This window comes from Flavobacterium helocola (genome assembly GCF_038289885.1).
GTDB lineage: Bacteria > Bacteroidota > Bacteroidia > Flavobacteriales > Flavobacteriaceae > Flavobacterium > Flavobacterium cheniae.
On record NZ_JBBYHT010000004.1, the window covers coordinates 258,622 to 283,300 of the forward strand.

The following is a 24,679-nucleotide window of genomic DNA, read 5'->3' on the forward strand; positions in this document are numbered from 1 at the left end:
ATGAGTATAGATAAAATAAAGCAAAAGCTAAAACAAACTTCTATTAAAGACTCAGGCTGGTTAGAGAAAGCCAAATGGCGTCAAGAGAATGAAGATTGGTTAGATATTTCTTTTAGTATTGCTGTTAGAGTAGCCTCTACTTTAAAGGCTAATAAAAAAGCTAATAAATATCCTAAAAATCAGGTAGAATTAGCAGATGCTATGGGATGTTCTGCTCAATATGTGAATAAACTATTGAAAGGACAAGAAAACTTACAGATTGAAACCATTTGTAAAATAGGACGCATTTTAGGTATTACTTTGATTGAGGTTCCTAAAATAGAAATAAAACAAAATTTACAATCTGAATTCTTTAATTGGTTTTTAGATGTAAATAAAGCAAATTTGACAAAACCTTCTTCTGTAACTTCAAAAGCCTATGTAGTAGATAATATACAAGGTGTTGCAGGAGAAAATAATTACGCATTAGCAGCCTAATGGAAAATAAAGATCAAATCAGTTTTGGATTACGAAAAATCACAACTGAACAATTTGCAATTATTGAAAGTGCATTTGATAAGGACAATCAGAATATCCAAATAGGAAATGGACTTCGATTCGGTTTTAACTTAGAAAAAAGAGTTATTACAGTATTGCTTTCGGTTCAATTTAATCAAGATAAAGGCCCTTTTCTACTACTAGAAATAGGTTGCTTATTTGAGATAATTCCAGAACATTGGAAGACTTTGTATGATGAAGATACCAAAGTAATAAAAATTCCAATTGCTTTAGCAAGGCATTTAGTAGTGTTAGCAATGGGGACTCTGAGAGGTGTTTTACACGCTAAAACAGAAAATACTCCTTTTAATATGTTTTTGTTACCAACAATTAATGTTACAGAAATGGTAAAAGAGGATGTAACAATAAAGACAATAGATTCAGTAGAATTAAAGTAACCTAACCAGGTTGCTTTTTTTATTTATATACTTCATTTATGAACGAAGCCGAAACAAGAGCCGAATATATAGACCCACAGCTACGAGCAAGTGGTTGGGGCACCGATGTAAACATTGATACTAAAATCTTACGTGAACACAACATCACTGAAGGTCGTATCCAAACTGGTGGAAAACGAGCTAAGCCTGTAATTTCTGATTATGTATTGGTTTACAAAGGAATAAAATTAGCTGTTGTTGAAGCAAAAAGTATTGAATTAGAAGTTGGCGAGGGTGTTATGCAAGCCAAAGAATACGCTACCAAAATGCAATTGAAAACTACTTTTGCAGCAAACGGTAAAGAAATCTATCAAATTTGTATGGAAAGTGGCGAAGAAGGATTAATTACTTCTTTTCCAACCCCAGAGGAATTATGGCATAAAACATTTGCAGTAGCTAATGAATGGCGTGATAAATTTAATGCTGTACCTTTTGAATTAATGGGTGGAGCAAGAGGTGCTCGTTATTATCAAGAAAACGCTGTGCAGAAAACAATGGAGGCCATTGCAAATGATTGCCAACGTATTTTACTAACATTAGCAACAGGAACGGGTAAAACTTTTATTTCTTTTCAAATAGCATGGAAGCTATTTCAAACGCGATGGAATTTAAAAAAAGATGGACAACGTAGACCAAGAATATTATTTTTAGCGGACAGAAATATATTAGCAGATCAAGCATACAATTCATTTTCTGCTTTTCAAGAAGATGCTTTAGTACGTATAAATCCAAAAGAGATTCGCAAAAAAGGAAGTGTGCCAACCAATGGAAGTGTCTTTTTTACCATATTCCAAACCTTTATGAGTGGTACTGATAACGAAGGAAATCCAGAACCTTATTTTGGTGAATATCCAGCTGATTTTTTTGATTTCATTATTATAGATGAATGTCATAGAGGCGGTGCAAATGACGAAGGAAATTGGAGAAAAATTTTAGAGTACTTTTCGCCAGCTGTTCAATTGGGATTAACAGCAACTCCAAAACGTAAAGACAATGTTGACACATATGCTTACTTTGGAGAGCCTGTTTATATATATTCTTTAAAAGAAGGTATTAACGATGGTTTCTTAACTCCATTTAAAGTAAAGCGTATTCAAACTACATTAGACGAATATATTTACACTCCAGACGATGATATTGTAGAAGGTGAAGTAGACACTAAAAAAGTATATAAAGAAAGTGATTTCAATAAAAACATTGAAATTAAAGAGCGTGAGCTAAAACGTGTGCAACTGTATTTAGAAGATGCTAATGAGAATGAAAAAGCAATTATCTTTTGTGCTAATCAGCCTCACGCTGCAATTATTCGTGATTTAATCAATCAGCAAAGTAAATCCAAGAATCCAAACTATTGTGTCCGTGTCACAGCTTATGATGGTGCAATGGGCGAACAATATTTGAAAGAATTTCAAGACAATGAAAAAACAATTCCAACCATACTGACTACTTCTCAAAAACTGTCTACTGGAGTTGATGCTCGTAATGTTAGAAACATTGTTTTGTTGCGTCCTGTTAATTCTATGATTGAATTTAAACAAATTGTAGGAAGAGGTACAAGAATGTTTGATGGAAAAGATTATTTTACTATTTATGATTTTGTAGGAGCTTATAAAAACTTCCTAGATCCTGAATGGGACGGAGAACCTTTAGAACCGGAACCAACTGTTCCAAAACCTATGGGAGGAAATAGTCCTGGAGGTGTTGACGAACCTCCAAGAGAACCAATTGATAAGCCTAAAAGAGAAAAAGTAAAAATTAAACTAGCTGATGGTAAGCTCCGTGAAATTAAAAGCATGACTTCAACTTCATTTTGGAGTGCCGATGGAAAGCCGATTACAGCGGAACAGTTCATTCAAAATTTGTTTGGCAAATTGCCTGAGTTCTTTAAAAATGAAGAAGAATTGAAAGCTATTTGGTCAAATCCAATAACTCGAAAAGCCTTTTTAAATAAGCTTAGCGATGCTGGTTATGGTAAAGATGAATTGGTAGGTCTTCAACAATTAATAGAAGCTGAGAAGAGTGATTTATTTGATGTGTTAGAATATGTTGCTTTTAATATTCAACCATTAACAAGAGTTGATCGAGTAGTAAAAGCTAAAAACAACATACTTTTATTAAGTGATAAACAGCAAGATTTCTTAAATTTTGTTTTATCAAAATATGAAGAAACAGGTGTCGATGAATTAGATCAAGAAAAATTACCTCAGCTATTGTTATTAAAATACCAATCTATCAGTGATGCATCTGAAACTTTAGGAGGTATTGAAAATATCAGAGAGACATTTATAGATTTTCAAAAGTACTTATATGCATAGTATTTTTGTTAATTGAACTTTTATAGTATAATTACAAAAAAAATTGCCAAGCTTTAAATAATTTAAAAAATGATATTGTAGCTTTATAGATTATGTGATTTGGAAATCAGTGTTGTTAATAATGGGTAATTAAAGTAGATTAATACTTTAGTTACTTTCGCAAAAGTTGAATTAAAAATGCATTTAAAGTAGATAAAAATGTATTTATTAAAAAAGTAAAGAGATGATTATAGATAAAGAAAAAATTACTTCTGAATTAAATACAGATGAATTGATTAATTTGTTTTTGAATATTTTACCTATTTTAAATTTTAAAGAAATTCAAAAAACATCTTCAAACACAATAGAAGGAATTCTTAAACAAGAGAATATTGGTGATTTTAAGGTTTTTTATATGATATTTGATGAAAGACTTAGTAAATCGTATGAAGATATTGACCAACTTAAAAAAAATATCGAAAAAAAAATAAGTGAGGGTGTCTCAAAAGTTTATATAGTAGCAAATAAATATATTTCTACTGGATTTAAAACAAAATTAGAAACTACTCTGCCAACAAAGAATCTTCTAGAATTTTTGGAATTATCTCAATTAATTAAATTGATTGATGAAAAATACTCAGAATATTGGAGACATAATGACACCTCTTTAATTGAATATGAAAAAAGTTTTGAGAACATACTTGAAGAATCATTTGAAATCAAAAAGCTAGTAGAATATAAATCTGCTCATCAAAAATTATTATCAATTTTTATAGAGCCTAATTTATTTCTCAGAACAGAAGATAAGCAATCAACTCAAAAGGCATTCTCAAAAATTAATATAGACAAATTAATAGATGAGAATGAGAGATTATTAGTTATTAATGGAGATCCCGGGGTTGGTAAAACAAGGCTTTTAAATGAAATTGGTAAAAATTTAATAAAAAGGAACACACTTATAAGTAATAAAAAATTTTTACCTGTTTTTTTAGACAATACAAATTTACGAGATGTCTTTTCAAAAGAAAGTCATTTAAGTCTAAAAGACTATTTACTTGAGAAAAAATTAAATGGCCATTTTGAAAATTATACTATTGATAATATTGTTGAAAATTATCAATTAGTTTTACTTATTGATTCGATTGATGAATTTGATGAAAGCTATCAAAAAAGAATTAAATTACAATTAGAACTTTTGCTTGAAAAAGGGGTTAAAGTTTTTATTGGTACTAGATCAAATAGTTTAGATGATATTTATAAAGTAACATCAAAAAATGAGCATAAAAACGTTTTTATACAAAAATTCAACAATCATCAAGTTGAAAGTTTTGCATTGAGATATTTTGAAGGTAATGGTGATAGGGCTCAAAGTTTAATTGAGTCAATGAAAGAAAATAAAGTTCTTGAGAAACTTCCTTTAACACCATTAAATCTTTCTTTATTATCAATATTATATGAAGAGACCAATCAAGAAGTTCCTTCAACTTTAACTGATGTTTATGATAAATTCAGTAATTTACTTTTAGGAAGAACAATGGTTGATAAAAGCATTGACTTTTTAGATGTTACATTAAAAGAAAATATTATTGGATTATATGCTTTGGAATTGCTCCAAAGAAAGAATGGTGAATTAATGACCATTGATGAGTTTGTAGAATTTATAAAAAATAAGTTAGGTTCTGTTTCTGGTACGATTAATTTTGATTTATTACCTCAAGCTTTAGACTTTATTATTAAGCATACAGGCTTATTAATTTTGTACAAAGGGAAGTATATAAAGTTCCGACATGACTCTTATATGGAGTATTTTGCAGCAAAAGAAATTTTTAAGAATCATAGAGAATTAGAGGCTGATTTAGTAGATAATTTTTTTGATGTCAATTGGCAATATACATCTGTTTTCTACGCAGGATGGTCAAGAAAAATGCCAAAATTTCTTGAAGAAATAATTAAAAAAGTCGAGACCAGTAGTAATATGAAAGATTATTGGTCAGCAGCTAATGGGATGGGATATCTACTACAATCTTTATATCTTACAGATGATAATATTAGAAAAGAAGGAATTAAAGTAATTCTTTTAAAAATGGTAGAGATGTATGATTGTTTTAAAAAAATATCTTCAAGTTTACCTCAAAATATATTATTTAGTAAATTTTCACTACCAGTATTAGGAGTTTTTCCAATATTTATTTTTCAAGATAATTTTGATTCCATCACACTAAAAAATCCTATTTCAATGTCAATAGATGAATTACTGGATGAATATGAAGAAAAAAAATCAATTCCAAATTACCCTTATTTAGATAATATTGTTTACCGAATTTTGATTTTATCAATTACAGCTTCGAGTAATAGACTTAATATGGAAAATAAATTATTGGAAGTAATTGGTAAGGTTAAAACTTCAGGTAACGAATTTTATACAAAGTTATTAGAAGTTTCTATAGACAATTTAGGTAGTAAAGAACTTAGAAAACAAAAGCAGGATATCTTAAAACCAATAAGGACTAGAAATTCTGATTCATCGCATCCGACTTATATTAAGAACAATATTGACAGAATAATTCAACCTTCTTCTAGAAATAGGTTTACTATTTATGATACAGTTACCCCTAATAAAAAAATAAAAATCTTTGTAGAAGGGCCTACTGATGCAATGATAATTGAGCATGCGTATACTGTTTTAACAGGTGAAATGCCTTATTGGGAAATTAAGGTGGGTGGTGTATCAAATGGTGGTGCAAATGTTTTGGCAAAAGCATTAATCGATGGACTAGCATATTTAGAGAGCAATCAAATTGTCATAGGATTATTTGATAATGATAGAGAAGGTTTAGCTCAGTTTCAAGGGACTTTACATAGTTCAAAATTTGATATTCATGAAAATTGTGCTAGAATTAAAAAGAGAATTGAAGGGAATATTTATGCTATGTTATTACCTATTCCATATGAATTGCAATTTTATATAAAGAAAGAACAAAATGATAATTATTTTTCAATTGAACATTATTTTTCTAAACAATTACTAGACGAAAATAATGTTTTAGAAAAAACAGAAATTGATAATATTTTCAAAGTAAAAGACTCAGTCAAAATGACTTTTGCCAACAAAATTTTGAAAATAAATGATGTAAATATTTTTCAAAAATTTATTTTGCTTTTTAACGAGATTGACAAAATATCTGGAGTTGATGATATTGAATATAGAGAGATTAATGAAATAAAGATTATTAAATAATACTCTTTTTATCTTAAACATTTTATGATTATGTTTAATTTTCCCGATGTCCTGGATTTGTAATCCGTGACTTAATATCTACTATTCTAAAAATCAAAAGTTATTTTTAGAAGCTTTGATTATTGATTATTTGTTTATCTTGATAAATTTATGAACCAATAAAAATTTTAAAAATGGATTTAAATATTATAAAAGAAAATTTAGAAAAAAATTATAATAGATTATCGGTTTCAAAAATAACTAGTTTAGAAAACATCCAAGTTTATAATTCGTTTGAAATTTTTTGAGATTGTGTTTTCAAATAATGGATTTTCAACTTTTTTAAGTCATCTAATATCTTGACCTTTCCAAGTGTCTTAATTAATTCTATTGATGTCTCATGACACTTTTTAATCTTTTTGCCACTATTGCAAGGACATAATCTGTTTCGAGTTAAATCATTATTTTTAATTATAATTTCAATGAAAACAATGATGCTGTCTAAGGATTGTATTTTTAAATTTTCATTGTAATATTGAATAATTCCCTCTGTTTCATGTCCATATTCTTCACCCGCATATTTATGTTTTTCTAGTTTGTATAATTGGTTTGCGAAATAAGGATATATTTTTTTTTCAATAAAATCATTCATTTGTATACCTTTTCTACTCATAACAATTAAGTTATGTTCTATGTCTATACAACAAATTCCTTCATCGGAAATATGCCAATCTTTATCTCGTGGTAAAATTTGACTTATTTCAAAAACCATTGGGACACAAAATGGATATCCTTCAGGAACAACAATTGCAATGTTAAAGGTGTTCCAATAAACGCCTTTAACATCACAAATATCTAAATCTCCTTTAATTACCCAGGATTTACTTTTATTATTCCATGAATAATTTAATAGAGGAAACGACTCATTGACTTTAATAAAATCTCGTTCAAACTGACTAATCTTTTTTATTAAATCCATAATATGGTTTATTATTTATAGCAATTGGAGCTAAATTGGCAATATTTCTATCATAAATAGGTGTTGTTTTTTGTTTAAGTTGAAGTACACCTTGTAAATCTGTAGCAATGAAATCCTGTGTTTTAAGAAATGGTAACCAAGCAAAGTCATATTGTGTATAATTCCAATTTTCATTTTGAATTCTAAAAATATAACGGTCATTTTCATTTTGAGTTCTTTGGCAAACAGGAGTGAAAAACTCTGCTAAAGATGGCACTTCGTTTTTAATATGATCACCAATAACGATTCCATTACTAATTGCACTAGATTGCATTTTACTTGCTAAACTAGTATGAAGACTACAAGTTGTTACTTCACTTATTTCTCCAAGCCCTGCCATTCCCCAAACAACATCACGATCATATCCTAAATCAATTCCAATTCTTGTACAGACATCTTCTATGCCTTGTTCATTAAATAATTGTTTAAGATCGGTTTTTACAAAATATGTAAAAATACTTGCAAATTGTAAAGCTCTTTTGACAGCAATCTCAGGAGATGTGTTTTTATTTCCAAAATAAACGAACAACCCATCTCCCTGAAGGCGATGAACATATCCTCCAAAGATTAAACATGTATGAATTGCTGCTCTTTGAATAGTATTACTTATTATCCAAACCGTTTCAGGAAGATACCTTTTGAAGAGATTTGTTGACCCTTTTATATCTACAAACATTGAGACAATGTAATCATTTTCTATATTGTCAGTATGTTTCAAGTGTGCATGGTCAGGATGAAGACCTAGTTTCTGTTCAAAATTTGGTTGTAAACCTATTTCACGTGCAAAAACATCTAAACTTGGTAGTAAACGCTTTTCTGGCACCATTGCATTTAGAGTGTTTGAACTAAATGCACCCCTTAGGCCACCACTTGCATTGTTCCAGTTCTCATTTAAATTTCTTGATTTAGGGTCAGCTGTCATTGCAGCTTTTACTGTTGAGAGATAATCATTAAAAATGTTCATATAAAATTATTTTAAATTATTAATTATTAATATAAATAGAGGTATAAAAAGTATAAATTGTATTAAAAATAAAATTCCTGCTATTCTCAAAAATGAGAATTTTGATTTTAATCCACTTGAAAGTTGATGTACTTGCATCCTCAAGTCAATTAGCTCATCTTCATCAGAATTAGTATCTTTAGACTTTAGACAAAAATTTTCACAACTCATTTTTGATATTGAACCAAAATAATGTAAAGAATTTTTTTCATTTGAGAGATGTGGTATTGCAGCTTGTATAACTATAATCATAATAAGTATACCTAAAACAATAAGTATCCCTATTAATATGTATATCCAAGTTATACAATTAATTAAATCAGGTAGGACAAAGTATCCTGTTGTTAAACCACCTACAATAAAAGTACTTAGTCCCAAAAAAACAGAACTCTTGTTATTAACACTATCGTAATAATGATCATAACGCTGAATACAAAAAAGTAATCTTTCTTTTTCCATAAAATATAAAATTTAGTATTAAAAATGGCTAAATAAAATAGCCTTATATATTACATAAGCTCCAAGAATTATTTTTTTTGCCATATGGCAAAAAAAATAATTAAAAGAGCATATATTTATAGAAACTAAAATAACCGTATGATAGATTCCAAAACCTTAGAGAGGCTTAGGAGCATTGATGATCGGTCTTGGGGTTTGATTTATAAGGAATTGGTGTTATATGCATCAAAAAAATTGAACAGGATGGGTTTTGAAGTTAGAACCGAAAAAGATAGTGTTGATGCAGAACATTTTGCGGCACTAGCAATTGAGAAGGTTTTTACTGGAGTAAGAAAATGGGATTTTGAGCGTTATCCAAATATTACTCACCATCTAATTTGGGTTGTAAAAAGTCTTATTTCTAGCCATATTAAATCATCAACAAGATCAATTATAAATGCCGGAGGTCCTGAAAAATTAATAGTAGATAATGATAATTACGCGGACTATGATGAATTAACAGATGAACAGATTCGTCAAAATGAATTACCTGATGAAATTTTTATAGAAAATGAATTTTGGGGAAGAATTGAAAAAGCTTTTGGTGAAAATAAAGATGACCATACAATATTTTGTGAATGGTTAGAAGGCTCACCAAGAAGAGATATATCAAGAGATTTGAATATATCAAAAGATGAAGTAAATAATTCAATCAAAAGAGGATTGAGAATTATAAAAAAAATCGTTGTAAAGCAATGAAAAATATAAAAGTTAATATTGATAATTTAAATAGAGATCTTTATCTAATGGTGGTAGAAGAGCCTCAAATTCTTAATGAGCTTCTAGTTCTAGAAGGATATGATCCTTCACAACTGGAGAGAAATGTAGTTTCTCAAGTTAAAAAACTACTTTTTCAACAAACTGTAGCAATTAAAAAAGCTCATCGAGATGACATTTATAAAAAGGCATTAATGCTTTTTCAGCAGACAAAAGAAACTACCAAACATGGTATTTTAGCTATATTACAAGAAAGATCTCCACAACTACAGTTTAATAATCTTGACAAAATGGATGAACAAGATCTCAGAGATATTCTTAACGAAACTGATTTATTAGATTTGATGGAGAAAATTGAAAAGAACGATATTTAATGATAAAAAACGCTATTAGTACTGCTAAAAATCTTTTAGCTTTTTTAGGAATAGACGATGTTTCTTCTATCGATATAGAAGATTTAATAGTATATCATGATGGGATAGTTTTGGAAAAAAATTTACGAAATTCAGATGGAAGACTTGTCATGAAGAATGGTAAATCAATTGTGACAATTGATTCGAAAATAGAATTTCCTCAAAGAAAACGTTATGTTTTGGCTCATGAACTTGGGCACATTCTTTTGCATGCTAACATGAATGCTTCATTTTCGGATGACGATACGACATTAGAAGGATTTAAAAAAGGTCCTCAAGAAAAAGAAGCAAATGACTTTGCTGCAGAATTGTTAATGCCAGAAGATAGTTTTAGAAAAGCTTGTTTGGGGTGTAGATTTAATCCAGAATTACTTGTAGAACTTTCAAATTCCTTTAATACTAGTTTAACATCTACAGTATATCGTTTTATAGATTTAGGAAATCATCCATTAGCTGCTTTTTATAGTAAGAATGGAAAAGTTCAATATTGGAAAAAATCAAATGATATGTATTGCAAAATACCTGATATAAATAAACTAAAAGTTCCTGAAGAATCAGTAGCGGAGGAGTATTATAGACATAAAAGAGTTTACAAAATAAATGATATTCAAGAAATTGAAAAGTCTACTTGGTTTGAGCTAGGAAAATATGAAAAGAATGAAACAATGTATGAATTTTGTATAATTACACCAAGATTTAATTCTGTTTTGAGTATAATCTGGCAAGACTAAAGGGTTAATAATGAAGAAAATATTACAAAATATGAAAGGCAATAATTAAGGTTTTATAGTGCTTAGATTTGAATAAATGCACTTTTAAAAAAACACCCAACTTTACATAACTGGGTGTAAAATTGGGTGTAAGTTTTTTAAAACATTGATAATCAATGTTAATTGTGGAGTCGGAGAGAATCGAACTCTCGTCCAAACAAGCAATCAAAAAGCTTTCTACACGCTTAGTTTCCTCTTGAATTTTCGACTAAAAGCAAGGCTAGAAACCGCCACTTTTAGCTTAGCTTTATCAGTGTCAAGAAGGATTTAAAGCATTACCTTCTCTAGGTTTACATTTACGGTTCTCCTAAACCAACCGCCATAAACCAAGGCTTTTGAGGAGAATCCAGCTTTCCTACCTAGTAGGAACTTGGCAAATCTTACTATAATTCAGATTAAGCAGCTAAAGCGTAATTATTTTCGCCGTTTATAGGTTTGTACATTTGGATTTACGAGCTAAACATACAATGCTCGACGTGCTTACTAATCAATTCCACTCGCTGTCAAAACCAGTCGACCCCATGTGTAATAAGTAGTGTTTTTTGAATAATATTATACTCAAAAAGTGAGCCAAAAATACTACCAATTTTTCAATAAAAAAACTATTGTGCAAACTAAAGTAAAAAGTTATATTTGTAACATTAAATCAATATTCAGTTATAAATACTGTTGGCTATGAAGTTTGGAATCATCAAAGAAAGAAAAAATCCACCGGATAGAAGAGTAGTTTTTACTCCAGAAGAGTTAGTACGCTTACAATCAGAACATCCAGAAGCGGAAATAAAAGTGGAAAGTTCAGATATCAGAATCTTCTCTGATGACCAATATCGTAATTTAGGATTAAATGTCACTGCCGATATGTCGGATTGTGATGTTCTTTTTGGAGTAAAAGAAGTTCCTGTTGATGCTTTAATTCCAAATAAAAAGTACTTTTTCTTTTCGCACACGATTAAAAAACAGCCATACAATCGCAAATTGTTAAAAGCTATTTTAGATAAAAATATCGAATTATACGATCATGAAACTATTGTAGATGCAACCAATCACAGATTAATTGGCTTTGGTCGTTATGCTGGATTAGTAGGGGCTTATAATGGATTCAGAGGATTCGGAATCAAATACGATTTATTCACTTTACCAAAAGCAGAAACCTTAAGTGGTAAAGAAGATTTAATCGCACGTTTAAAACGCCGAACGCTTCCAAATATTAAAATTGTACTTACCGGACATGGTAAAGTAGGAATGGGAGCTAAAGAGATTTTAGACGGAATTAAAATCAAACAAGTAAGTGTTGAAGATTTTTTAAATAAAAACTATACAGAACCTGTTTACACTCAAATCGACGTATTAGATTATAACAAACGTATTGATGGTCAGGTTTTAGATAATACCGATTTTTACAAAAACCCACAAGATTACGTTTCTAATTTTGAACGTTTTACGAAAGTTGCTGATATGTACATCGCTGGACATTTTCACGGTAACGGTTCGCCAGATATTTTAACTCGTGATATGCTTCGTGCTGCTGATAATAAAATTCAAGTAGTTGCCGATATTTCTTGTGATGTTGATGGACCAGTAGCTTGTACAATTAAAGCATCAACAATTGCAGAGCCTTTCTTTGGATACTTACCAAGCGAACACAAAGAAGTTTCGTATACTCATCCGGCTTCTATCATGGTGATGTCAGTTGATAATTTACCTTGTGAATTACCTAAAGACGCTAGTGAAGGTTTTGGAGAAATGTTTATGGAACATGTAATTCCAGCTTTCTTTAATGGAGATAAAGATGGAATTTTGCAAAGAGCCAAAATTACAGAAAACGGTCAACTTACAGAACGTTTTAAATATCTACAAGATTACGTTGACGAAAAACAAGAAGCTATAGCTACTAAATAATAACAAGCCCGATGTGAATCGGGTTTTTTGTTTTTATAATAAAACGTATATATTTGTTAAAACTAATCAAAAACTAATGAGCAATCAAATCAAAACCAATTATCCTGCATTATATACACTAATTACAGTGTTTTTCTTTTGGGGATTTATCGCAGCTGGAAACAGTATTTTTATTCCTTTTTGTAAAAGTTATTTTTCACTAGATCAATTTCAGTCTCAGTTGGTCGATTTTGCTTTTTATACCGCTTATTACATAGGAGCCTTATTATTGTTTGCTTTGGGTGATTTATCAGGAAAAGATATCGTAGGAAAATGGGGCTATAAGAAAAGTATTGTTTATGGATTATTATTTTCAGCACTGGGAGCTGGCGTCATGATTATTGCCGTTGAAGCAAGTGTTTACGCGGGAATGTTAGTAGGATTATTTATAGTTGCTTTAGGTTTTTCATTACAACAAACTGCAGCCAATCCTTTTGCTATTTTATTAGGTGATCCAAAAACGGGAGCGAGTAGAGTAAATCTTGGAGGCGGAATCAATTCTTTTGGAACTACAATAGGTCCTATTATAGTGGCATTAGCATTATTTGGTACAGCTGCATCCGTTTCAGACGAACAGATTAAAACATTAGAACTTAATAAAGTAGTATTACTATATGTTGGAGTAGGCTTATTATTCGTAGCTGCTGCAGCTTTATTTTGGTTTTCAAAAAAAGTGCCTAGCGGAATTGCAAACGAACCAATGGAAAAGGCTAATAAAGCATTAAGAACATTAGTGATTATGACGGTTTTATTAGCAGCTTGTTTTGTGCCAATTTTTAAAACCTATCAATTAGATACAACTAATTATTGTGATGCAGATTTTTCAGATTTAGAACAATATAGAATGCTTTGGCTTTCAGGTGCTTTATTAGTAGTTGTTGGTGGTTTGATGTTTTCTTATACATCCGCAAAAAAGAAATCGGAAGGTTGGGGTGCGATGCAATATCCTCAATTGGTTTTAGGAATGTTAGCGATATTTACCTATGTTGGAGTAGAAGTTGCTGTTGGAAGTAATTTGGGTGAATTATTAAAATTAGATGAATTTGGAGGTTTACAATCTTCAGAAATTGCACCTTATATTTCAATGTATTGGGGAAGTTTAATGATTGGAAGATGGGCAGGAGCTATCAGTGTTTTCAATTTGCAAGGAATGAAGAAAACATTAGCTTTACTTATTATACCAATTATCGCATTCGGAATCATTTTAGGAGTGAATATCATTTCTGGAAAAGATATGAAACCCTTGTATTGGTATATCGTTTGTGTGATTATTCAAATTATAGCTTTCTTTTTGAGTAAAGATAAACCGGCAAGAACCTTAATGATTTTTGGAACTTTTGGTGTAATTGCAATGTTAATTGGATTGTTTAGCACAGGAACAATTGCTATTTATGCCTTTTTATCTGGTGGATTGGCTTGTAGTATTATGTGGCCTTCTATTTTTAGTTTATCTATTATTGGATTAGGAAAATATACTTCTCAAGGTTCGGCATTCTTAGTAATGATGATTTTAGGAGGTGGGATTATTCCTCCCTTACAAGGAAAATTATCAGATATAATTGGAATTCATCAATCGTATATTGTTGCTGTTATTTGTTTTGCTTATTTAACATTATTTGCTGTATTAGTGAAAGGCTTATTAAAGAAACAAAACATTGATGTAGATGCTATTGAAGTAGAAGGAAGTCATTAGAAATATATCATAAAAAAAACTCCGTCATAACGTAATTTTGTGACGGAGTTTTTTTTTACCATTTTTTTAATTTAATTTTGCCAACGTTATCACGAATCTTTTCAAAGATAGCAACCTGCAACAACAAGCAAGGTGCTAAAACGATAAGCCAATACTTTTGGAAAAAATGTTGTTTATTCTCATTTTTCATGATTTTATTTTGGGTTTCGTGATACGTAAATTTTTAAAAAAATGCGCATGAAACAAACACAAAACAAAGGAAATTTATTAGCCTTACTGCCTTTAGCAGTTTTTATTTTTACATTTTTAGGAAGCGGAATTTTACTAAATGATTTTTACGCTTTACCCTCATCCATTGCGGTTATTTTAGGAATTGTTACAGCTTTTGTTATTTTTAAAGATACTTCAGACAACAAGGTTTCCAGTCTGATAGCAGGTTGTGGTGATTCTAAGATTATTACAATGTGTCTTATTTATCTTTTAGCAGGAGCTTTTGCAACTGTTTCCACAAGTATGGGAGGTGTTGCTGCAGTAGTAAATTTGGGAATAGAAAACATCAATTCTTCCTATTTTCCTTTAGGAATCTTTCTAATCGCAGCATTTTTATCCACTGCTACCGGAACATCCGTAGGGTCAATAGTGGCTTTAGGTCCAATAGCTATTTCATTAGCTGATAAGTCTGGTGCTTCTCTTCCTTTAATTGGAGGTTCTTTGTTAGGTGGCGCCATGTTTGGGGACAATCTCTCCATGATTTCCGATACAACAATTGCAGCCACACAATCTTTAGAATGTAAGATGAAAGATAAGTTTAAAGTAAATCTATTTATAGCACTTCCTGCAGCTCTATTCACGATTATAGTACTACTTTTTTTGGGATATGGTGAAGGTCAATTGACAGTAGCAGCAGAAAAGTATGAATTAATTGCCATTGTACCGTATGTGTTGGTTATTGTTTTGGCTTTAATTGGGATTAATGTTTTTTATACACTTTTTATTGGAATACTTTCGGCAGGACTTATTGGTTTTATTTCGAATGATTTTACGCTTTTAACTTTTTCAAAGACCATTTACCAAGGTTTTACAAGCATGACGGATATTTTTTTATTATCCATGTTAACAGGAGGTTTGGCAGCTTTGGTTGAAAAGGCAGGAGGAATTACTTTTTTGCTACATCAAATTAAAAAGCGTATCAAAACAAAGAAATCGGCACAAATGGGAATTGGAGCACTTGTCGGATTAGTAAATGTTGCTATAGCCAATAATACAGTTTCTATTGTAGTAACTGGAGGTATTGCCAAAGAAATTAATGATGATTATGAGCTTAATCCAAAGAAAACAGCTACTATTTTAGATATTTTCTCTTGTATTTTCCAAGGTTTGTTACCTTATGGTGCCCAAGTTTTATTAATTATTAGTTTTTCTAAAGGTTCATTGTCCTGGTCTGATTTATTTTTGAATGCTTGGTATTATTTGTTTTTATTCGTTGTTACTTTGTTAGCTATTTATAGTAATTTTTGGGACCGAATTATTATGAAATATTCGAAATAATAGTTTAAACAAACCTCCGATTGATAATCTTCAATCGGAGGTTTTGTTTTTATTTATTCCACTCAATCTTTCTCGAAAAATACATCACGGCTGCCAATATCAAGAATAATCCAATACTTCCTACTAATAGCGCATAATCTTCCAATTGGATAATCACATAGATAAAAGTATATAAAACACTAAGCGAAATCCCAATGAAAGTTGGAAACTTTCTATCTTTTAATATGGAAATGGAATACAGCGAAATCATTATGATGACCGATGCTCCAGCTATTAAATAGGCAAAAGAAAAAGTACTGTGTTCTGTAATCGAAATTAGCAAAGTGTAAAACATGATTAACGCTATTCCAATCATTGAATATTGAAAAATATGAATGTTGATTTTACTTATAGATTGAATCAAAAAGAAGATTAAAAACGTTAATCCAATTACCAAAAAACCATATTTTGAAGCACGCTCGTTTTGTTGGTATTCATCAACCGGCGTAATAAAATCTACTGCAAAAGCGTATTTGCCTAATTCAGGTAAAACTTCAAAATAGTTTTGAGCAAATGGTCGATTAAAGTGCAGTATTTTCCAATTGGCTTCAAATCCGTTATCCTTAATTTCTCTTGAAATAGGCGAGAAGTTTCCGTTAAAGTTTGGCGAATTCCAATTCGAAGTAACCTTTGCATCAGTTGTTTTTCCAATCGGAACCATTTTTACCTGCTTGCTTCCGTTAAATGAAATCGTAAAATTAAATTTGGTATTGTTTTCAAGCGTTTTATAATCAAAATAGTTGGTTTCCAAACTTTCGATGCTGTCGTTTGTACTATTTGCAACCGATTCAAAAGCTAAATTTTGATTTCCAATTTTCATTTTTACTTCATCTTTAAGACTTTTCAAGTTGGTAGTACGAATTAAAATTTTAGCGCGATTCCAATAAATGTTTTCGGCTGGTATTCCTTTCGAAGCGAAATTAGGAGTAGTATAATTTCCATCAAATTGCATTTTGGTTGTAAATACATTCGATTTGTAAATGCTTCTTTCCAAAGGTTTTACCATGGTAACTTCGGTTTTGTTATTCAAGGTTTCTGGAAAGAAATAGGCATAATTATTGGCACCCGACAAAGGGTCTTTGTACGGCACTTTTAAAATAGGACCATAAAAATAAACGGAATTTCCCCATTTGGAAGTCGTTTCGGTAATGACTTCTTTTTGGCGTTGGCTTCTTTCTACGATTAATTCTTGCACTAAAGCAAGTGGAATGATTAATACTAAGGTTAGAATCCCTACCATGATCATTTTAGCGGTTGTGGTTTGAAAGAACGATACTTTTGGTTCTTGTTGAAATTGTGTTTCCATGATGTTTGATTTTATTGGTTATAATTTTTAAGGTTTCTAATCGTTGTTGATATCATAGCGATTGCTAAAATAAATGTAACAGCTATTGACATTGTGATTGAAATTAGTTTGTTCATGTTATTGAATATTAAAGGTTTGTTGAATATGTGTTAGTGAAACAGAAAGCATATTATAAAAGTCTAACCCGTAGAATGCATGTGCTTGTTTTCCTCTTTGATATTGTTGTTTGAAATACGAAAATCTAGTAGGATAGAAGAGTGTTCCAGAAACGATTACCATTATCAAATACAAGCTTCGTTTACCGTTGCCAAAGAGATAATATTGCATACCTATTTCTTCCACAACTGAAATTCCAGTGTTGGTTAGCACGTGAATAATATCATGGTCTTCTAACTTAGGTTGGATTTCAAAATTATATTTCAATAAAAAGCAACCCAAGTGAAATCCCAAGCTATCATTAGGAAGTTGTATCAAATGATTGACTTTAACATCCCAAGCTTTTCCTTTTTTAAAGAATTTTTGATACGGTTTTTTACTGAGTTCGTACATTTTTTCTATAAATAAATCTCTCATAATAAATATTTAAAAGTACTTTGAATTTCAAAGTAAATAGATAAAAAAATAGGTTTAGCTTTTCTTTATTAATTTTTCAAGCGCCTCGATGTGAGAAGTAAAAGCAATTCTTCCTTCTTTTGTAGCACTATATTTTGTGTTGGGTTTTTTGCCAATAAACTGTTTCTCAATTTGAATGTAATTTTCTAATTCTAGCGCTTTAGTATGCGAAGCTAAGTTACCATCTGTTACGCCTAAAAGTTCCTTTAGCATATTAAAATCGGCACTTTCATTCACCATCAATACCGACATTATCCCCAAACGAATTCGGTGATCAAAGGCTTTGTTGATATTTTGGATAATGTTTAGCATGTTTAGTTTAAAAGTTTATGGTTTAAAAGATTAAAAGTTGTCGAAAATTGTTTCAACTATTTCAGAATCATATAACTGAGAAGGAGCTACTACAGCTTCATTGAAAGGGATATTATTTCCATATCTTTCTTTCATAATGCTTTTTACCAATGGATTATCAAGATTAAAATCTTTCAGTTTTTTGGTTTTACATAGTTCTATATTGGCTCCATTTTTATAAATTTTCCAAACTAATTCCGAACAATAAATTTTATTATCACTCCATTCAAAATACAAATCATAATCTTTGTTATTCATTGATTTTCCGTAAGACTTCATTTTTTGTAAAACTTCATTAGTCAATATTTTATCTGACTTTCTTAATCTTTTTACAGCATATTTAGCATCTTTTCCATGAGAAATCCAATCTTCAAGCAAAGTCATTTTAACAGGTTGAACCGCTTCATATACGTAAGTTTTACCATTTTCAATAAAGATGATTCCACAATGAGAAAATTTTGAATTGGTTGCAATTTTAACTGCTTCACATTGTTTAGATTGTGAAGTTTGAAAAATGATATCACCATTTTGAAAAGCAACTTCTTTACTATTTATTTCTTTACAATTAAATGAAATAAAAATTAAACAAAAGAAAAGCGATACAATTAGATTTTTCATCTTACTTTCTCTCGTATTTAAAATACATTAAACTTCCGTATAAAATGTGACAACCTCCAAAACCTAATGCCCAGAATAATAAGCCATAACCTAAGAACCAAGTCGATAATAATCCCAAAGCAATCATGGTTATTCCTAAATAACGAACATCTCCTAAAGTATATTTACTAGCATTTACACAGGCTAATCCGTAGAATATCAAAGTTAACGGAGCAACTAAACCCAAAATGTCTTTTTCGATTAAAAAGATAATAAAAAATCCACCAGTTGCCAAAGGAATCATAAAGTTGATAACCAATCTTTTTGAAGCGGTATTCCATACATTTTCATGACTTTTTCTCGCTTTACTGATACTTAAAACAATCCCAGTTACAATTGACAACACCAAAACGGATGTTGCTATTATCAATAATCGAATTACAGCAGCTTCAGAAATGATTAAATCACGATAAGCACCCATTGTTGAAGTATCAAAGTAAATGGTTTTATAAGCTAACCATGCTCCAATTAAAGCATAAAAACCTGCTAAAATTCCAGATAAACCACTCAAAGATATAAAACGTGATGATTTGTTCATCAAATTTTTGATTTCGGTAATGTCGTTAAGATAGTTGTAGTTTTCCATTTTAAAGTACTTTGAAATACAAAGTAAATAATAAATAATTTGTTGACCAAACAATTTTTACATTATTTTTGAAAAAATGTTTTTTAAATGAAACCCACAGAAGCATATATACTCCGTCAACCTGAACAATACCAAGCGATGATGTTACATGTATTATCAGTAGTAGAGCAGGAGCTTTCGCAATCTGAATTACTTTTCAAATGGGGCATTCCGTATGTGTATTATAAAAAAAAGCCATTTTGTTATTTGGCTCCCAATCATAAAAAAGGTTTTTTAGATCTTGGCTTTGCCAAAGGTTTTCAGTTAAAAAGGAATCAAGCAACTTTAATTGATGAAAAGAGAAACACAGTGAAATCCTTGCGTTATTTTTCTATTGAAGAAATAGATAATACTGTTTTAATTGATGTTATTTCGGAAGCGAAAGGCTTATACACCTAACTTAATTTTCGCTTAATTTCCTTTTAATAAAATACAAATCAACAGATATTCTCGTTACATTTGATATAAATTTAAATGAAATGAGAAAGTTACTTCTATTATTTGCATTAGCAATTTCCAATTTCGCCGCTTCACAAGAATGGCAAACTAATTTTGAGGAAGCAAAAAAAATAGCAACCGAACAAGATAAAAATGTAGTAATCGTTTTTTCAGGTTCAGATTGGTGTGCGCCATGTATCAAATTAGATAAAAATATTTGGCAATCTGAAGCTTTTAAAAAAGAGGCAAAAGAAGAATGGGTTTTGGTTAAAGCCAATTTTCCAAGAAAAAAAGCCAATGAATTACCAAAAGAACAAACGGAACACAACAGAAAATTAGCCGAAAAATATAACGTAGAAGGTAGTTTTCCATTAGTCGTAGTTTTGGATAAAAATGGAAAAGTATTAGGAAAAATGGGATTTAAAAACGTTTCTCCTGAAGAATATATCAAAATGATTCACGCATTAGAGAAAAAATGAGAGTAGTAACAATTCTTTTATTTGCTTTAGCAACAAGTAGTTCATTTGGCCAACAAATTTTTAAGAAAAAACAAAATTTGTTAGGAAGTCCTTTTGAAATTACGGTTGTTGCTACTGATTCAATGCAGGGAAATCAATACACTGATTTGGCTATAGCCGAAGTAAAACGAATTGAAAATTTAATTTCGGATTGGATTCCAACAACTCAAATTTCAAAAGTGAATCAAAATGCTGGAATTAAACCAGTTAAAGTAGATAAAGAAGTATATGATTTGGTTGAAAGAGCTACAAAAATTTCAAAATTAACTTCGGGAGCATTTGATATTAGCTATGCATCAATGGATAAAATTTGGAAATTTGACGGAAGCATGAAGGAAATGCCATCTCCAGAAGCTATTAAAAAATCGGTTGAAAGAGTTGGATATCAAAACATAATTCTAAATCCAAAAGACACCACAATTTTTCTTAAAAACAAAGGAATGAAGTTGGGACTTGGAGGAATTGGTCAAGGTTATATAGCAGATAAAATTAAAGTTTTACTTCAAGAAAAAGGGTGTAAAAGCGGAATAGTCAATGTTTCAGGCGATATCAATACTTGGGGAAAACAACCAAGTGGTGAACTTTGGACAGTAGGAATTGTAAACCCAATGAACAAAAACAAAGTCTTTGCTACGTTTCCATTAGATGATAGTGCGGTTGAAACTTCAGGAAGTTATGAAAAGTTTGTTACGTTCAACAGAAAACGCTATTCGCACATTATTGATCCAAGAACTGGTTATCCTGCTTCAGGAATTGTAAGTGTTTCCGTTTTTTCAAAACAAACCGAATTAGCAGATGCTTTAGCCACAGGAATTTTCGTTTTAGGAGTTGAAGTTGGTTTAGATTTAATCAATCAATTAAACGGAATAGGTTGTATTATTGTTGACGATAAAGGCACAATTCATGTATCAAAAAATATAGACATTAAAAAATATCAGTAAATGAAAAAGATAATTTTAGTTGTAATAGTTGTTTTTTCAGCTATTTCATGCAACACCGTAAAAGAGTACGATAAACAATATATCAATGATCCAGAAATGAAACTTTCTGCCAGAAGTTCAGAGCGTTTTGAAACCACTTTTCAAGTGTATCGCGAAGCTGCTTCGGGTGCAAATGGTGGAAAAACAGGTGGTGGTTGTGGATGTAATTAATTGAGAAAAAATGAAAAACAAAATAACCCTACTATTTGCATTTTGTTCGCTAATTGGTTTTTCTCAAGAGAAAGATTCAACTGAAGTAGCGTATAAAAAACGTGTTTTGGAATCTATCGAGGTAGATTTTTTAATGAGTTATTATAAACAAGATGGTATTCATTCTGCTGTTTCTGGTGGAAATGGTATGGAAGAATTAACAAATCTTACCCCAACATTTGTAGTAGCAATTCCATTAAATGATGATGACGTATTAACCGTTGATGCTGGAATTTCAGCTTATTCTTCAGCTTCTTCTGGAAATATTAATCCGTTTGATAGCAATACACCAAGTCCGTGGCAAGCGAGTTCTGGTGCTTCGGCACAAGATGTATTAACGTCTTTGGTTTTAAATTACAGCCACAGTTCAGATGATAGAAACACGATTTGGAACGGACATATTTCGGGTTCGGTGGAATACGATTATTCATCCATTGGTTTTGGTGGTGGTGTTTCGAGATTATTTAATGGAAAAAACTCTGAAGTTTCGGTTGCTGCTAACGTTTATTTAGATACTTGGAAGCCTATCTACCCAAAAGAATTGCAAGATTTTGTCGATTATAGTGGAATGAATGGCGGAATTTATAACGATTTCGTAATTACACCAGGTCAAATTTCTTCAGAAGTTTACAATCCTACTAATTTCAAAGAACACGATCAAAAAAACAGAAATTCATTTGCCTTAAGTTTAGGTTTTTCGCAAGTGGTGACTAAAAAAATACAAGGTTCATTTTTCTTAGATGTTTTATATCAAAATGGCTTACTTTCAACACCATACCAACGTGTTTATTTTGCTGACAAAGGTGATTTCTTTATTAATGAATTCCAATTAGCTGACGATATTGAACGTTTACCAGATTCGAGATTCAAATTACCAATTGGAACACGATGGAATTTCTATTTGAATGAAAAATTAACATTGAGAACTTATTATCGTTATTATTTTGATAATTGGGACATTACATCACACACACTTAATTTTGAATTACCTTATAAATTAACTGAGAAATTTACTGTAATCCCGATGTATCGTTTTTATTCGCAAGGAGCTTCAAAGTATTTTGCCCCATATGAAGGTCATGTTTCAACGAATGAATATTATACTTCAGATTATGATTTGTCATCTTTTAATGCGCATCAATATGGAGTTGGGATTAGTTATACCGACATTTTTACCAATGCAAAAATTTGGAAGTTTGGACTAAAAAATATCGATTTACGTTTTAATCATTACGACAGAAACGATGGTTTAAGTGCTAATATTGTTAGCTTTGGGGTTAAATTTGTACAATAACATTAATTTATCATGCATATTCTAATTATTGAAGACGAAAAAGGAATTGTTGATTTTCTAAAACAAGGTTTAGAAGAGGAAAATTATACCGTTTCTTCAGCTTTTGATGGTGCAGATGGATTAAAAAAAGCCTTAGAACTTCCAATTGATTTAGTTTTATTAGATTGGATGTTGCCAAAAATGCAAGGAATTGAAGTATGCAAAAACATCAGAATAGAAAAATCAAATTTGCCTATTATTTTTTTAACTGCAAAAGACACGGTTCAAGAAACCATTGAAGGTTTAAAAGCTGGTGCAAATGATTATATTAAAAAACCTTTTTCGTTTGATGAATTACTAGAAAGAATCAAAATTCATTTCCGTACAAAAGATGAAATGAAAGTTTTAACTTTAGGAAATATTAAAATTGATAAATCAAAATTTCAAGTTTTTGTGGAAAATAAAGAAGTATCTTTGACGCAACGAGAATTTGAACTACTTGAATATTTAATTAAAAACAAAGGTCAGGTTTGCACCCGAACCAATATCATTGAGGACGTTTGGGATATTCATTTTGAATATGATACAGGTGTAATTGATGTCTTCATGAATGCCATTCGGAAAAAATTGAATCTTACGAAAGACCAAGAATTAATTAAAACTATTAGAGGAGTAGGGTATATAGCAAACGAAATTTAGCATGCCAAACACTGAAAAAGCAATAAAAGCCACTTACTTTAGCATCATTGGAAACACGTTATTAGCATTAATAAAAGGAATAACGGGTTATTTTGGTAATTCTTACGCCATGATTGCTGATGCAATAGAGTCTACGACTGATATTTTTGCTTCTTTTTTAGTGCTCTTTGGTATTAAATATTCTAACAAGCCTGCTGATGAAAATCATCCTTACGGACATGGAAGAGCTGAACCATTAATTACATTTTTAGTTGTTGGCTTTTTAATAATTTCTGCTACAATTATTGCTTACGAAAGTATTCATAACATTGGAACACCACACGAATTACCAAAACCTTTCACACTTTTTGTTTTAGGTGCAATCATTATCTGGAAAGAAATCTCTTTTCAAATTGTAATGAAGAAAAGCATCGAAACTAAAAGTAGTTCATTAAAAGCCGATGCTTGGCATCATAGAAGTGATGCTATTACCTCTGTTGCCGCTTTTATTGGTATTTCAATTGCACTAATTTTAGGAAAAGGTTATGAATCAGCTGATGATTGGGCGGCTTTATTAGCTTCTGTTTTTATTCTGTATAACTGCTATAAAATTTTTCGTCCAGCTTTAGGAGAAATTATGGATGAGCATTTGTATCATGATTTAGAAGCCGATATCAAACGTATCTCTCAAACAGTTAATGGTGTAATTTGCATCGAAAAATGCTTTATTAGAAAAGCTGGTATGAAGTATCACGTCGATTTACACGTTATGGTTGATGGTACTATTTCGGTAAAAGAAGGACATGATATCTCACATATTTTGAAAGATACACTTCGTGAACAATTAATTGAATTAGGTCATGTTTTAATACATATTGAGCCTAATTTTGAATCCATCGAACGCTAACT

At 30.5% G+C, this 24,679-nt stretch carries 25 protein-coding genes, 1 other RNA gene and 1 riboswitch; of the genes, 17 read left to right on the plus strand and 9 right to left on the minus strand.

What is annotated here, in order from left to right:
• From AAEO58_RS10025 to AAEO58_RS10040, 4 genes are all read left to right on the plus strand, one after another.
• A complete protein-coding gene (locus AAEO58_RS10025) occupies nt 1–477 on the plus strand; it encodes a helix-turn-helix domain-containing protein (protein WP_341683270.1) in 477 nt (158 codons plus the stop codon).
• Complete coding sequence (locus AAEO58_RS10030) at nt 477–935, plus strand: hypothetical protein (RefSeq protein WP_341683271.1); 459 nt, start codon at nt 477–479, stop codon at nt 933–935. Before AAEO58_RS10025 ends, AAEO58_RS10030 begins: the two co-directional genes overlap by 1 nt.
• 38 nt (nt 936–973) lie before the next feature.
• Nucleotides 974–3,289, plus strand: a complete 2,316-nt coding sequence (gene hsdR, locus AAEO58_RS10035; protein WP_341683272.1) for an EcoAI/FtnUII family type I restriction enzme subunit R — start codon at nt 974–976, stop codon at nt 3,287–3,289.
• A gap of 223 nt (nt 3,290–3,512) precedes the next feature.
• The gene (locus AAEO58_RS10040) at nt 3,513–6,506 is read left to right on the plus strand and encodes an NACHT domain-containing protein (RefSeq protein WP_341683273.1); all 2,994 of its coding nucleotides are present in this window, start codon (nt 3,513–3,515) and stop codon (nt 6,504–6,506) included.
• A gap of 262 nt (nt 6,507–6,768) precedes the next feature.
• Here AAEO58_RS10040 and AAEO58_RS10045 read toward each other — a convergent pair whose 3' ends face one another.
• Genes AAEO58_RS10045 through AAEO58_RS10055 form a run of 3 tightly spaced genes read right to left on the minus strand, consistent with a single transcriptional unit; the run spans nt 6,769 to nt 8,965 of the window.
• Nucleotides 6,769–7,464: an SEC-C domain-containing protein gene (locus AAEO58_RS10045; protein ID WP_341683274.1), complete on the minus strand. Its 696-nt coding sequence runs from the start codon at nt 7,462–7,464 to the stop codon at nt 6,769–6,771.
• Nucleotides 7,442–8,467 carry an adenylate/guanylate cyclase domain-containing protein gene (locus AAEO58_RS10050; protein ID WP_341683275.1) on the minus strand — a complete coding sequence of 342 codons (1,026 nt, stop codon included), beginning with the start codon at nt 8,465–8,467 and terminating at the stop codon, nt 7,442–7,444. The genes AAEO58_RS10045 and AAEO58_RS10050 overlap by 23 nt, the downstream gene beginning before the upstream one ends.
• A gap of 6 nt (nt 8,468–8,473) precedes the next feature.
• Complete coding sequence (locus AAEO58_RS10055; protein WP_341683276.1) at nt 8,474–8,965, minus strand: Pycsar system effector family protein; 492 nt, start codon at nt 8,963–8,965, stop codon at nt 8,474–8,476.
• A 138-nt stretch (nt 8,966–9,103) separates the two neighbouring features.
• On the opposite strand from AAEO58_RS10055, the gene AAEO58_RS10060 reads away from it, so the two are divergent.
• Genes AAEO58_RS10060 through AAEO58_RS10070 form a run of 3 tightly spaced genes read left to right on the plus strand, consistent with a single transcriptional unit; the run spans nt 9,104 to nt 10,865 of the window.
• Complete coding sequence (locus tag AAEO58_RS10060) at nt 9,104–9,703, plus strand: sigma-70 RNA polymerase sigma factor region 4 domain-containing protein (RefSeq protein WP_341683277.1); 600 nt, start codon at nt 9,104–9,106, stop codon at nt 9,701–9,703.
• Nucleotides 9,700–10,095, plus strand: a complete 396-nt coding sequence (locus AAEO58_RS10065; protein ID WP_341683278.1) for a hypothetical protein — start codon at nt 9,700–9,702, stop codon at nt 10,093–10,095. Before AAEO58_RS10060 ends, AAEO58_RS10065 begins: the two co-directional genes overlap by 4 nt.
• On the plus strand, nt 10,095–10,865 hold the full coding sequence (locus AAEO58_RS10070) for an ImmA/IrrE family metallo-endopeptidase (RefSeq protein ID WP_341683279.1): 771 nt from the start codon (nt 10,095–10,097) through the stop codon (nt 10,863–10,865). The genes AAEO58_RS10065 and AAEO58_RS10070 overlap by 1 nt, the downstream gene beginning before the upstream one ends.
• Nucleotides 10,866–11,027: 162 nt before the next feature.
• Here AAEO58_RS10070 and ssrA read toward each other — a convergent pair.
• Nucleotides 11,028–11,425: a transfer-messenger RNA gene (ssrA, locus tag AAEO58_RS10075) on the minus strand.
• A gap of 154 nt (nt 11,426–11,579) precedes the next feature.
• On the opposite strand from ssrA, the gene AAEO58_RS10080 reads away from it, so the two are divergent.
• From AAEO58_RS10080 to AAEO58_RS10090, 3 genes are all read left to right on the plus strand, one after another.
• A complete protein-coding gene (locus AAEO58_RS10080; RefSeq protein WP_341683280.1) occupies nt 11,580–12,803 on the plus strand; it encodes an NAD(P)-dependent oxidoreductase in 1,224 nt (407 codons plus the stop codon).
• A 76-nt stretch (nt 12,804–12,879) separates the two neighbouring features.
• On the plus strand, nt 12,880–14,535 hold the full coding sequence (locus AAEO58_RS10085; protein WP_341683281.1) for an MFS transporter: 1,656 nt from the start codon (nt 12,880–12,882) through the stop codon (nt 14,533–14,535).
• Nucleotides 14,536–14,616: 81 nt separating this feature from the next.
• Nucleotides 14,617–14,712: riboswitch (SAM-I-IV-variant riboswitch) on the plus strand.
• A gap of 60 nt (nt 14,713–14,772) precedes the next feature.
• Nucleotides 14,773–16,083 carry a Na+/H+ antiporter NhaC family protein gene (locus tag AAEO58_RS10090; RefSeq protein WP_341683282.1) on the plus strand — a complete coding sequence of 437 codons (1,311 nt, stop codon included), beginning with the start codon at nt 14,773–14,775 and terminating at the stop codon, nt 16,081–16,083.
• Between the two features lie 49 nt (nt 16,084–16,132).
• Here AAEO58_RS10090 and creD read toward each other — a convergent pair whose 3' ends face one another.
• The 5 genes from creD to AAEO58_RS10115 all read right to left on the minus strand — a co-directional run bounded on the left by creD (nt 16,133) and on the right by AAEO58_RS10115 (nt 19,634).
• Nucleotides 16,133–17,428: a cell envelope integrity protein CreD gene (gene creD, locus AAEO58_RS10095; RefSeq protein WP_341683283.1), complete on the minus strand. Its 1,296-nt coding sequence runs from the start codon at nt 17,426–17,428 to the stop codon at nt 16,133–16,135.
• A gap of 117 nt (nt 17,429–17,545) precedes the next feature.
• Nucleotides 17,546–18,001 (minus strand): hypothetical protein, encoded by a 456-nt coding sequence (locus AAEO58_RS10100; RefSeq protein WP_341683284.1) that lies wholly within the window; start codon nt 17,999–18,001, stop codon nt 17,546–17,548.
• A gap of 54 nt (nt 18,002–18,055) precedes the next feature.
• Nucleotides 18,056–18,352, minus strand: a complete 297-nt coding sequence (locus AAEO58_RS10105) for a winged helix-turn-helix domain-containing protein (RefSeq protein ID WP_133606851.1) — start codon at nt 18,350–18,352, stop codon at nt 18,056–18,058.
• Nucleotides 18,353–18,382: 30 nt separating this feature from the next.
• Nucleotides 18,383–19,009 carry a YiiX family permuted papain-like enzyme gene (locus AAEO58_RS10110; protein ID WP_341683285.1) on the minus strand — a complete coding sequence of 209 codons (627 nt, stop codon included), beginning with the start codon at nt 19,007–19,009 and terminating at the stop codon, nt 18,383–18,385.
• 1 nt (nt 19,010) lies between these two features.
• Nucleotides 19,011–19,634 carry a hypothetical protein gene (locus AAEO58_RS10115; protein ID WP_341683286.1) on the minus strand — a complete coding sequence of 208 codons (624 nt, stop codon included), beginning with the start codon at nt 19,632–19,634 and terminating at the stop codon, nt 19,011–19,013.
• A gap of 87 nt (nt 19,635–19,721) precedes the next feature.
• Here AAEO58_RS10115 and AAEO58_RS10120 point away from each other — a divergent pair, with 87 nt between their 5' ends.
• From AAEO58_RS10120 to AAEO58_RS10150, 7 genes are all read left to right on the plus strand, one after another.
• Complete coding sequence (locus AAEO58_RS10120) at nt 19,722–20,072, plus strand: DUF1801 domain-containing protein (protein WP_341683287.1); 351 nt, start codon at nt 19,722–19,724, stop codon at nt 20,070–20,072.
• Nucleotides 20,073–20,152: 80 nt separating this feature from the next.
• Nucleotides 20,153–20,590: a thioredoxin family protein gene (locus AAEO58_RS10125; RefSeq protein WP_341683288.1), complete on the plus strand. Its 438-nt coding sequence runs from the start codon at nt 20,153–20,155 to the stop codon at nt 20,588–20,590.
• Nucleotides 20,587–21,570 carry an FAD:protein FMN transferase gene (locus AAEO58_RS10130; RefSeq protein ID WP_341683289.1) on the plus strand — a complete coding sequence of 328 codons (984 nt, stop codon included), beginning with the start codon at nt 20,587–20,589 and terminating at the stop codon, nt 21,568–21,570. The genes AAEO58_RS10125 and AAEO58_RS10130 overlap by 4 nt, the downstream gene beginning before the upstream one ends.
• Entirely contained in the window at nt 21,571–21,780 is a 210-nt protein-coding gene (locus AAEO58_RS10135; RefSeq protein ID WP_262318573.1) for a DUF4266 domain-containing protein, read from the plus strand.
• 10 nt (nt 21,781–21,790) lie between these two features.
• A complete protein-coding gene (locus tag AAEO58_RS10140; protein ID WP_341683290.1) occupies nt 21,791–23,113 on the plus strand; it encodes a DUF3570 domain-containing protein in 1,323 nt (440 codons plus the stop codon).
• A gap of 12 nt (nt 23,114–23,125) precedes the next feature.
• Nucleotides 23,126–23,791, plus strand: a complete 666-nt coding sequence (locus AAEO58_RS10145; RefSeq protein ID WP_341683291.1) for a response regulator transcription factor — start codon at nt 23,126–23,128, stop codon at nt 23,789–23,791.
• A gap of 1 nt (nt 23,792) precedes the next feature.
• Nucleotides 23,793–24,677 carry a cation diffusion facilitator family transporter gene (locus AAEO58_RS10150; RefSeq protein ID WP_341683292.1) on the plus strand — a complete coding sequence of 295 codons (885 nt, stop codon included), beginning with the start codon at nt 23,793–23,795 and terminating at the stop codon, nt 24,675–24,677.
• Nucleotides 24,678–24,679: the final 2 nt, after the last annotated feature.

Excerpts from the sequence above, each read along its gene's own strand:
- AAEO58_RS10025 (WP_341683270.1), top strand. The coding sequence starts at position 1 with ATGAGTATAGATAAAATAAAGCAAAAGCTAAAACAAACTTCTATTAAA.
- AAEO58_RS10030 (WP_341683271.1), top strand. The coding sequence starts at position 477 with ATGGAAAATAAAGATCAAATCAGTTTTGGATTACGAAAAATCACAACT.
- hsdR (WP_341683272.1), top strand. The coding sequence starts at position 974 with ATGAACGAAGCCGAAACAAGAGCCGAATATATAGACCCACAGCTACGA.
- AAEO58_RS10040 (WP_341683273.1), top strand. The coding sequence starts at position 3,513 with ATGATTATAGATAAAGAAAAAATTACTTCTGAATTAAATACAGATGAA.
- AAEO58_RS10045 (WP_341683274.1), bottom strand. The coding sequence starts at position 7,464 with ATGGATTTAATAAAAAAGATTAGTCAGTTTGAACGAGATTTTATTAAA.
- AAEO58_RS10050 (WP_341683275.1), bottom strand. The coding sequence starts at position 8,467 with ATGAACATTTTTAATGATTATCTCTCAACAGTAAAAGCTGCAATGACA.
- AAEO58_RS10055 (WP_341683276.1), bottom strand. The coding sequence starts at position 8,965 with ATGGAAAAAGAAAGATTACTTTTTTGTATTCAGCGTTATGATCATTAT.
- AAEO58_RS10060 (WP_341683277.1), top strand. The coding sequence starts at position 9,104 with ATGATAGATTCCAAAACCTTAGAGAGGCTTAGGAGCATTGATGATCGG.
- AAEO58_RS10065 (WP_341683278.1), top strand. The coding sequence starts at position 9,700 with ATGAAAAATATAAAAGTTAATATTGATAATTTAAATAGAGATCTTTAT.
- AAEO58_RS10070 (WP_341683279.1), top strand. The coding sequence starts at position 10,095 with ATGATAAAAAACGCTATTAGTACTGCTAAAAATCTTTTAGCTTTTTTA.
- AAEO58_RS10080 (WP_341683280.1), top strand. The coding sequence starts at position 11,580 with ATGAAGTTTGGAATCATCAAAGAAAGAAAAAATCCACCGGATAGAAGA.
- AAEO58_RS10085 (WP_341683281.1), top strand. The coding sequence starts at position 12,880 with ATGAGCAATCAAATCAAAACCAATTATCCTGCATTATATACACTAATT.
- AAEO58_RS10090 (WP_341683282.1), top strand. The coding sequence starts at position 14,773 with ATGAAACAAACACAAAACAAAGGAAATTTATTAGCCTTACTGCCTTTA.
- creD (WP_341683283.1), bottom strand. The coding sequence starts at position 17,428 with ATGGAAACACAATTTCAACAAGAACCAAAAGTATCGTTCTTTCAAACC.
- AAEO58_RS10100 (WP_341683284.1), bottom strand. The coding sequence starts at position 18,001 with ATGAGAGATTTATTTATAGAAAAAATGTACGAACTCAGTAAAAAACCG.
- AAEO58_RS10105 (WP_133606851.1), bottom strand. The coding sequence starts at position 18,352 with ATGCTAAACATTATCCAAAATATCAACAAAGCCTTTGATCACCGAATT.
- AAEO58_RS10110 (WP_341683285.1), bottom strand. The coding sequence starts at position 19,009 with ATGAAAAATCTAATTGTATCGCTTTTCTTTTGTTTAATTTTTATTTCA.
- AAEO58_RS10115 (WP_341683286.1), bottom strand. The coding sequence starts at position 19,634 with ATGGAAAACTACAACTATCTTAACGACATTACCGAAATCAAAAATTTG.
- AAEO58_RS10120 (WP_341683287.1), top strand. The coding sequence starts at position 19,722 with ATGAAACCCACAGAAGCATATATACTCCGTCAACCTGAACAATACCAA.
- AAEO58_RS10125 (WP_341683288.1), top strand. The coding sequence starts at position 20,153 with ATGAGAAAGTTACTTCTATTATTTGCATTAGCAATTTCCAATTTCGCC.
- AAEO58_RS10130 (WP_341683289.1), top strand. The coding sequence starts at position 20,587 with ATGAGAGTAGTAACAATTCTTTTATTTGCTTTAGCAACAAGTAGTTCA.
- AAEO58_RS10135 (WP_262318573.1), top strand. The coding sequence starts at position 21,571 with ATGAAAAAGATAATTTTAGTTGTAATAGTTGTTTTTTCAGCTATTTCA.
- AAEO58_RS10140 (WP_341683290.1), top strand. The coding sequence starts at position 21,791 with ATGAAAAACAAAATAACCCTACTATTTGCATTTTGTTCGCTAATTGGT.
- AAEO58_RS10145 (WP_341683291.1), top strand. The coding sequence starts at position 23,126 with ATGCATATTCTAATTATTGAAGACGAAAAAGGAATTGTTGATTTTCTA.
- AAEO58_RS10150 (WP_341683292.1), top strand. The coding sequence starts at position 23,793 with ATGCCAAACACTGAAAAAGCAATAAAAGCCACTTACTTTAGCATCATT.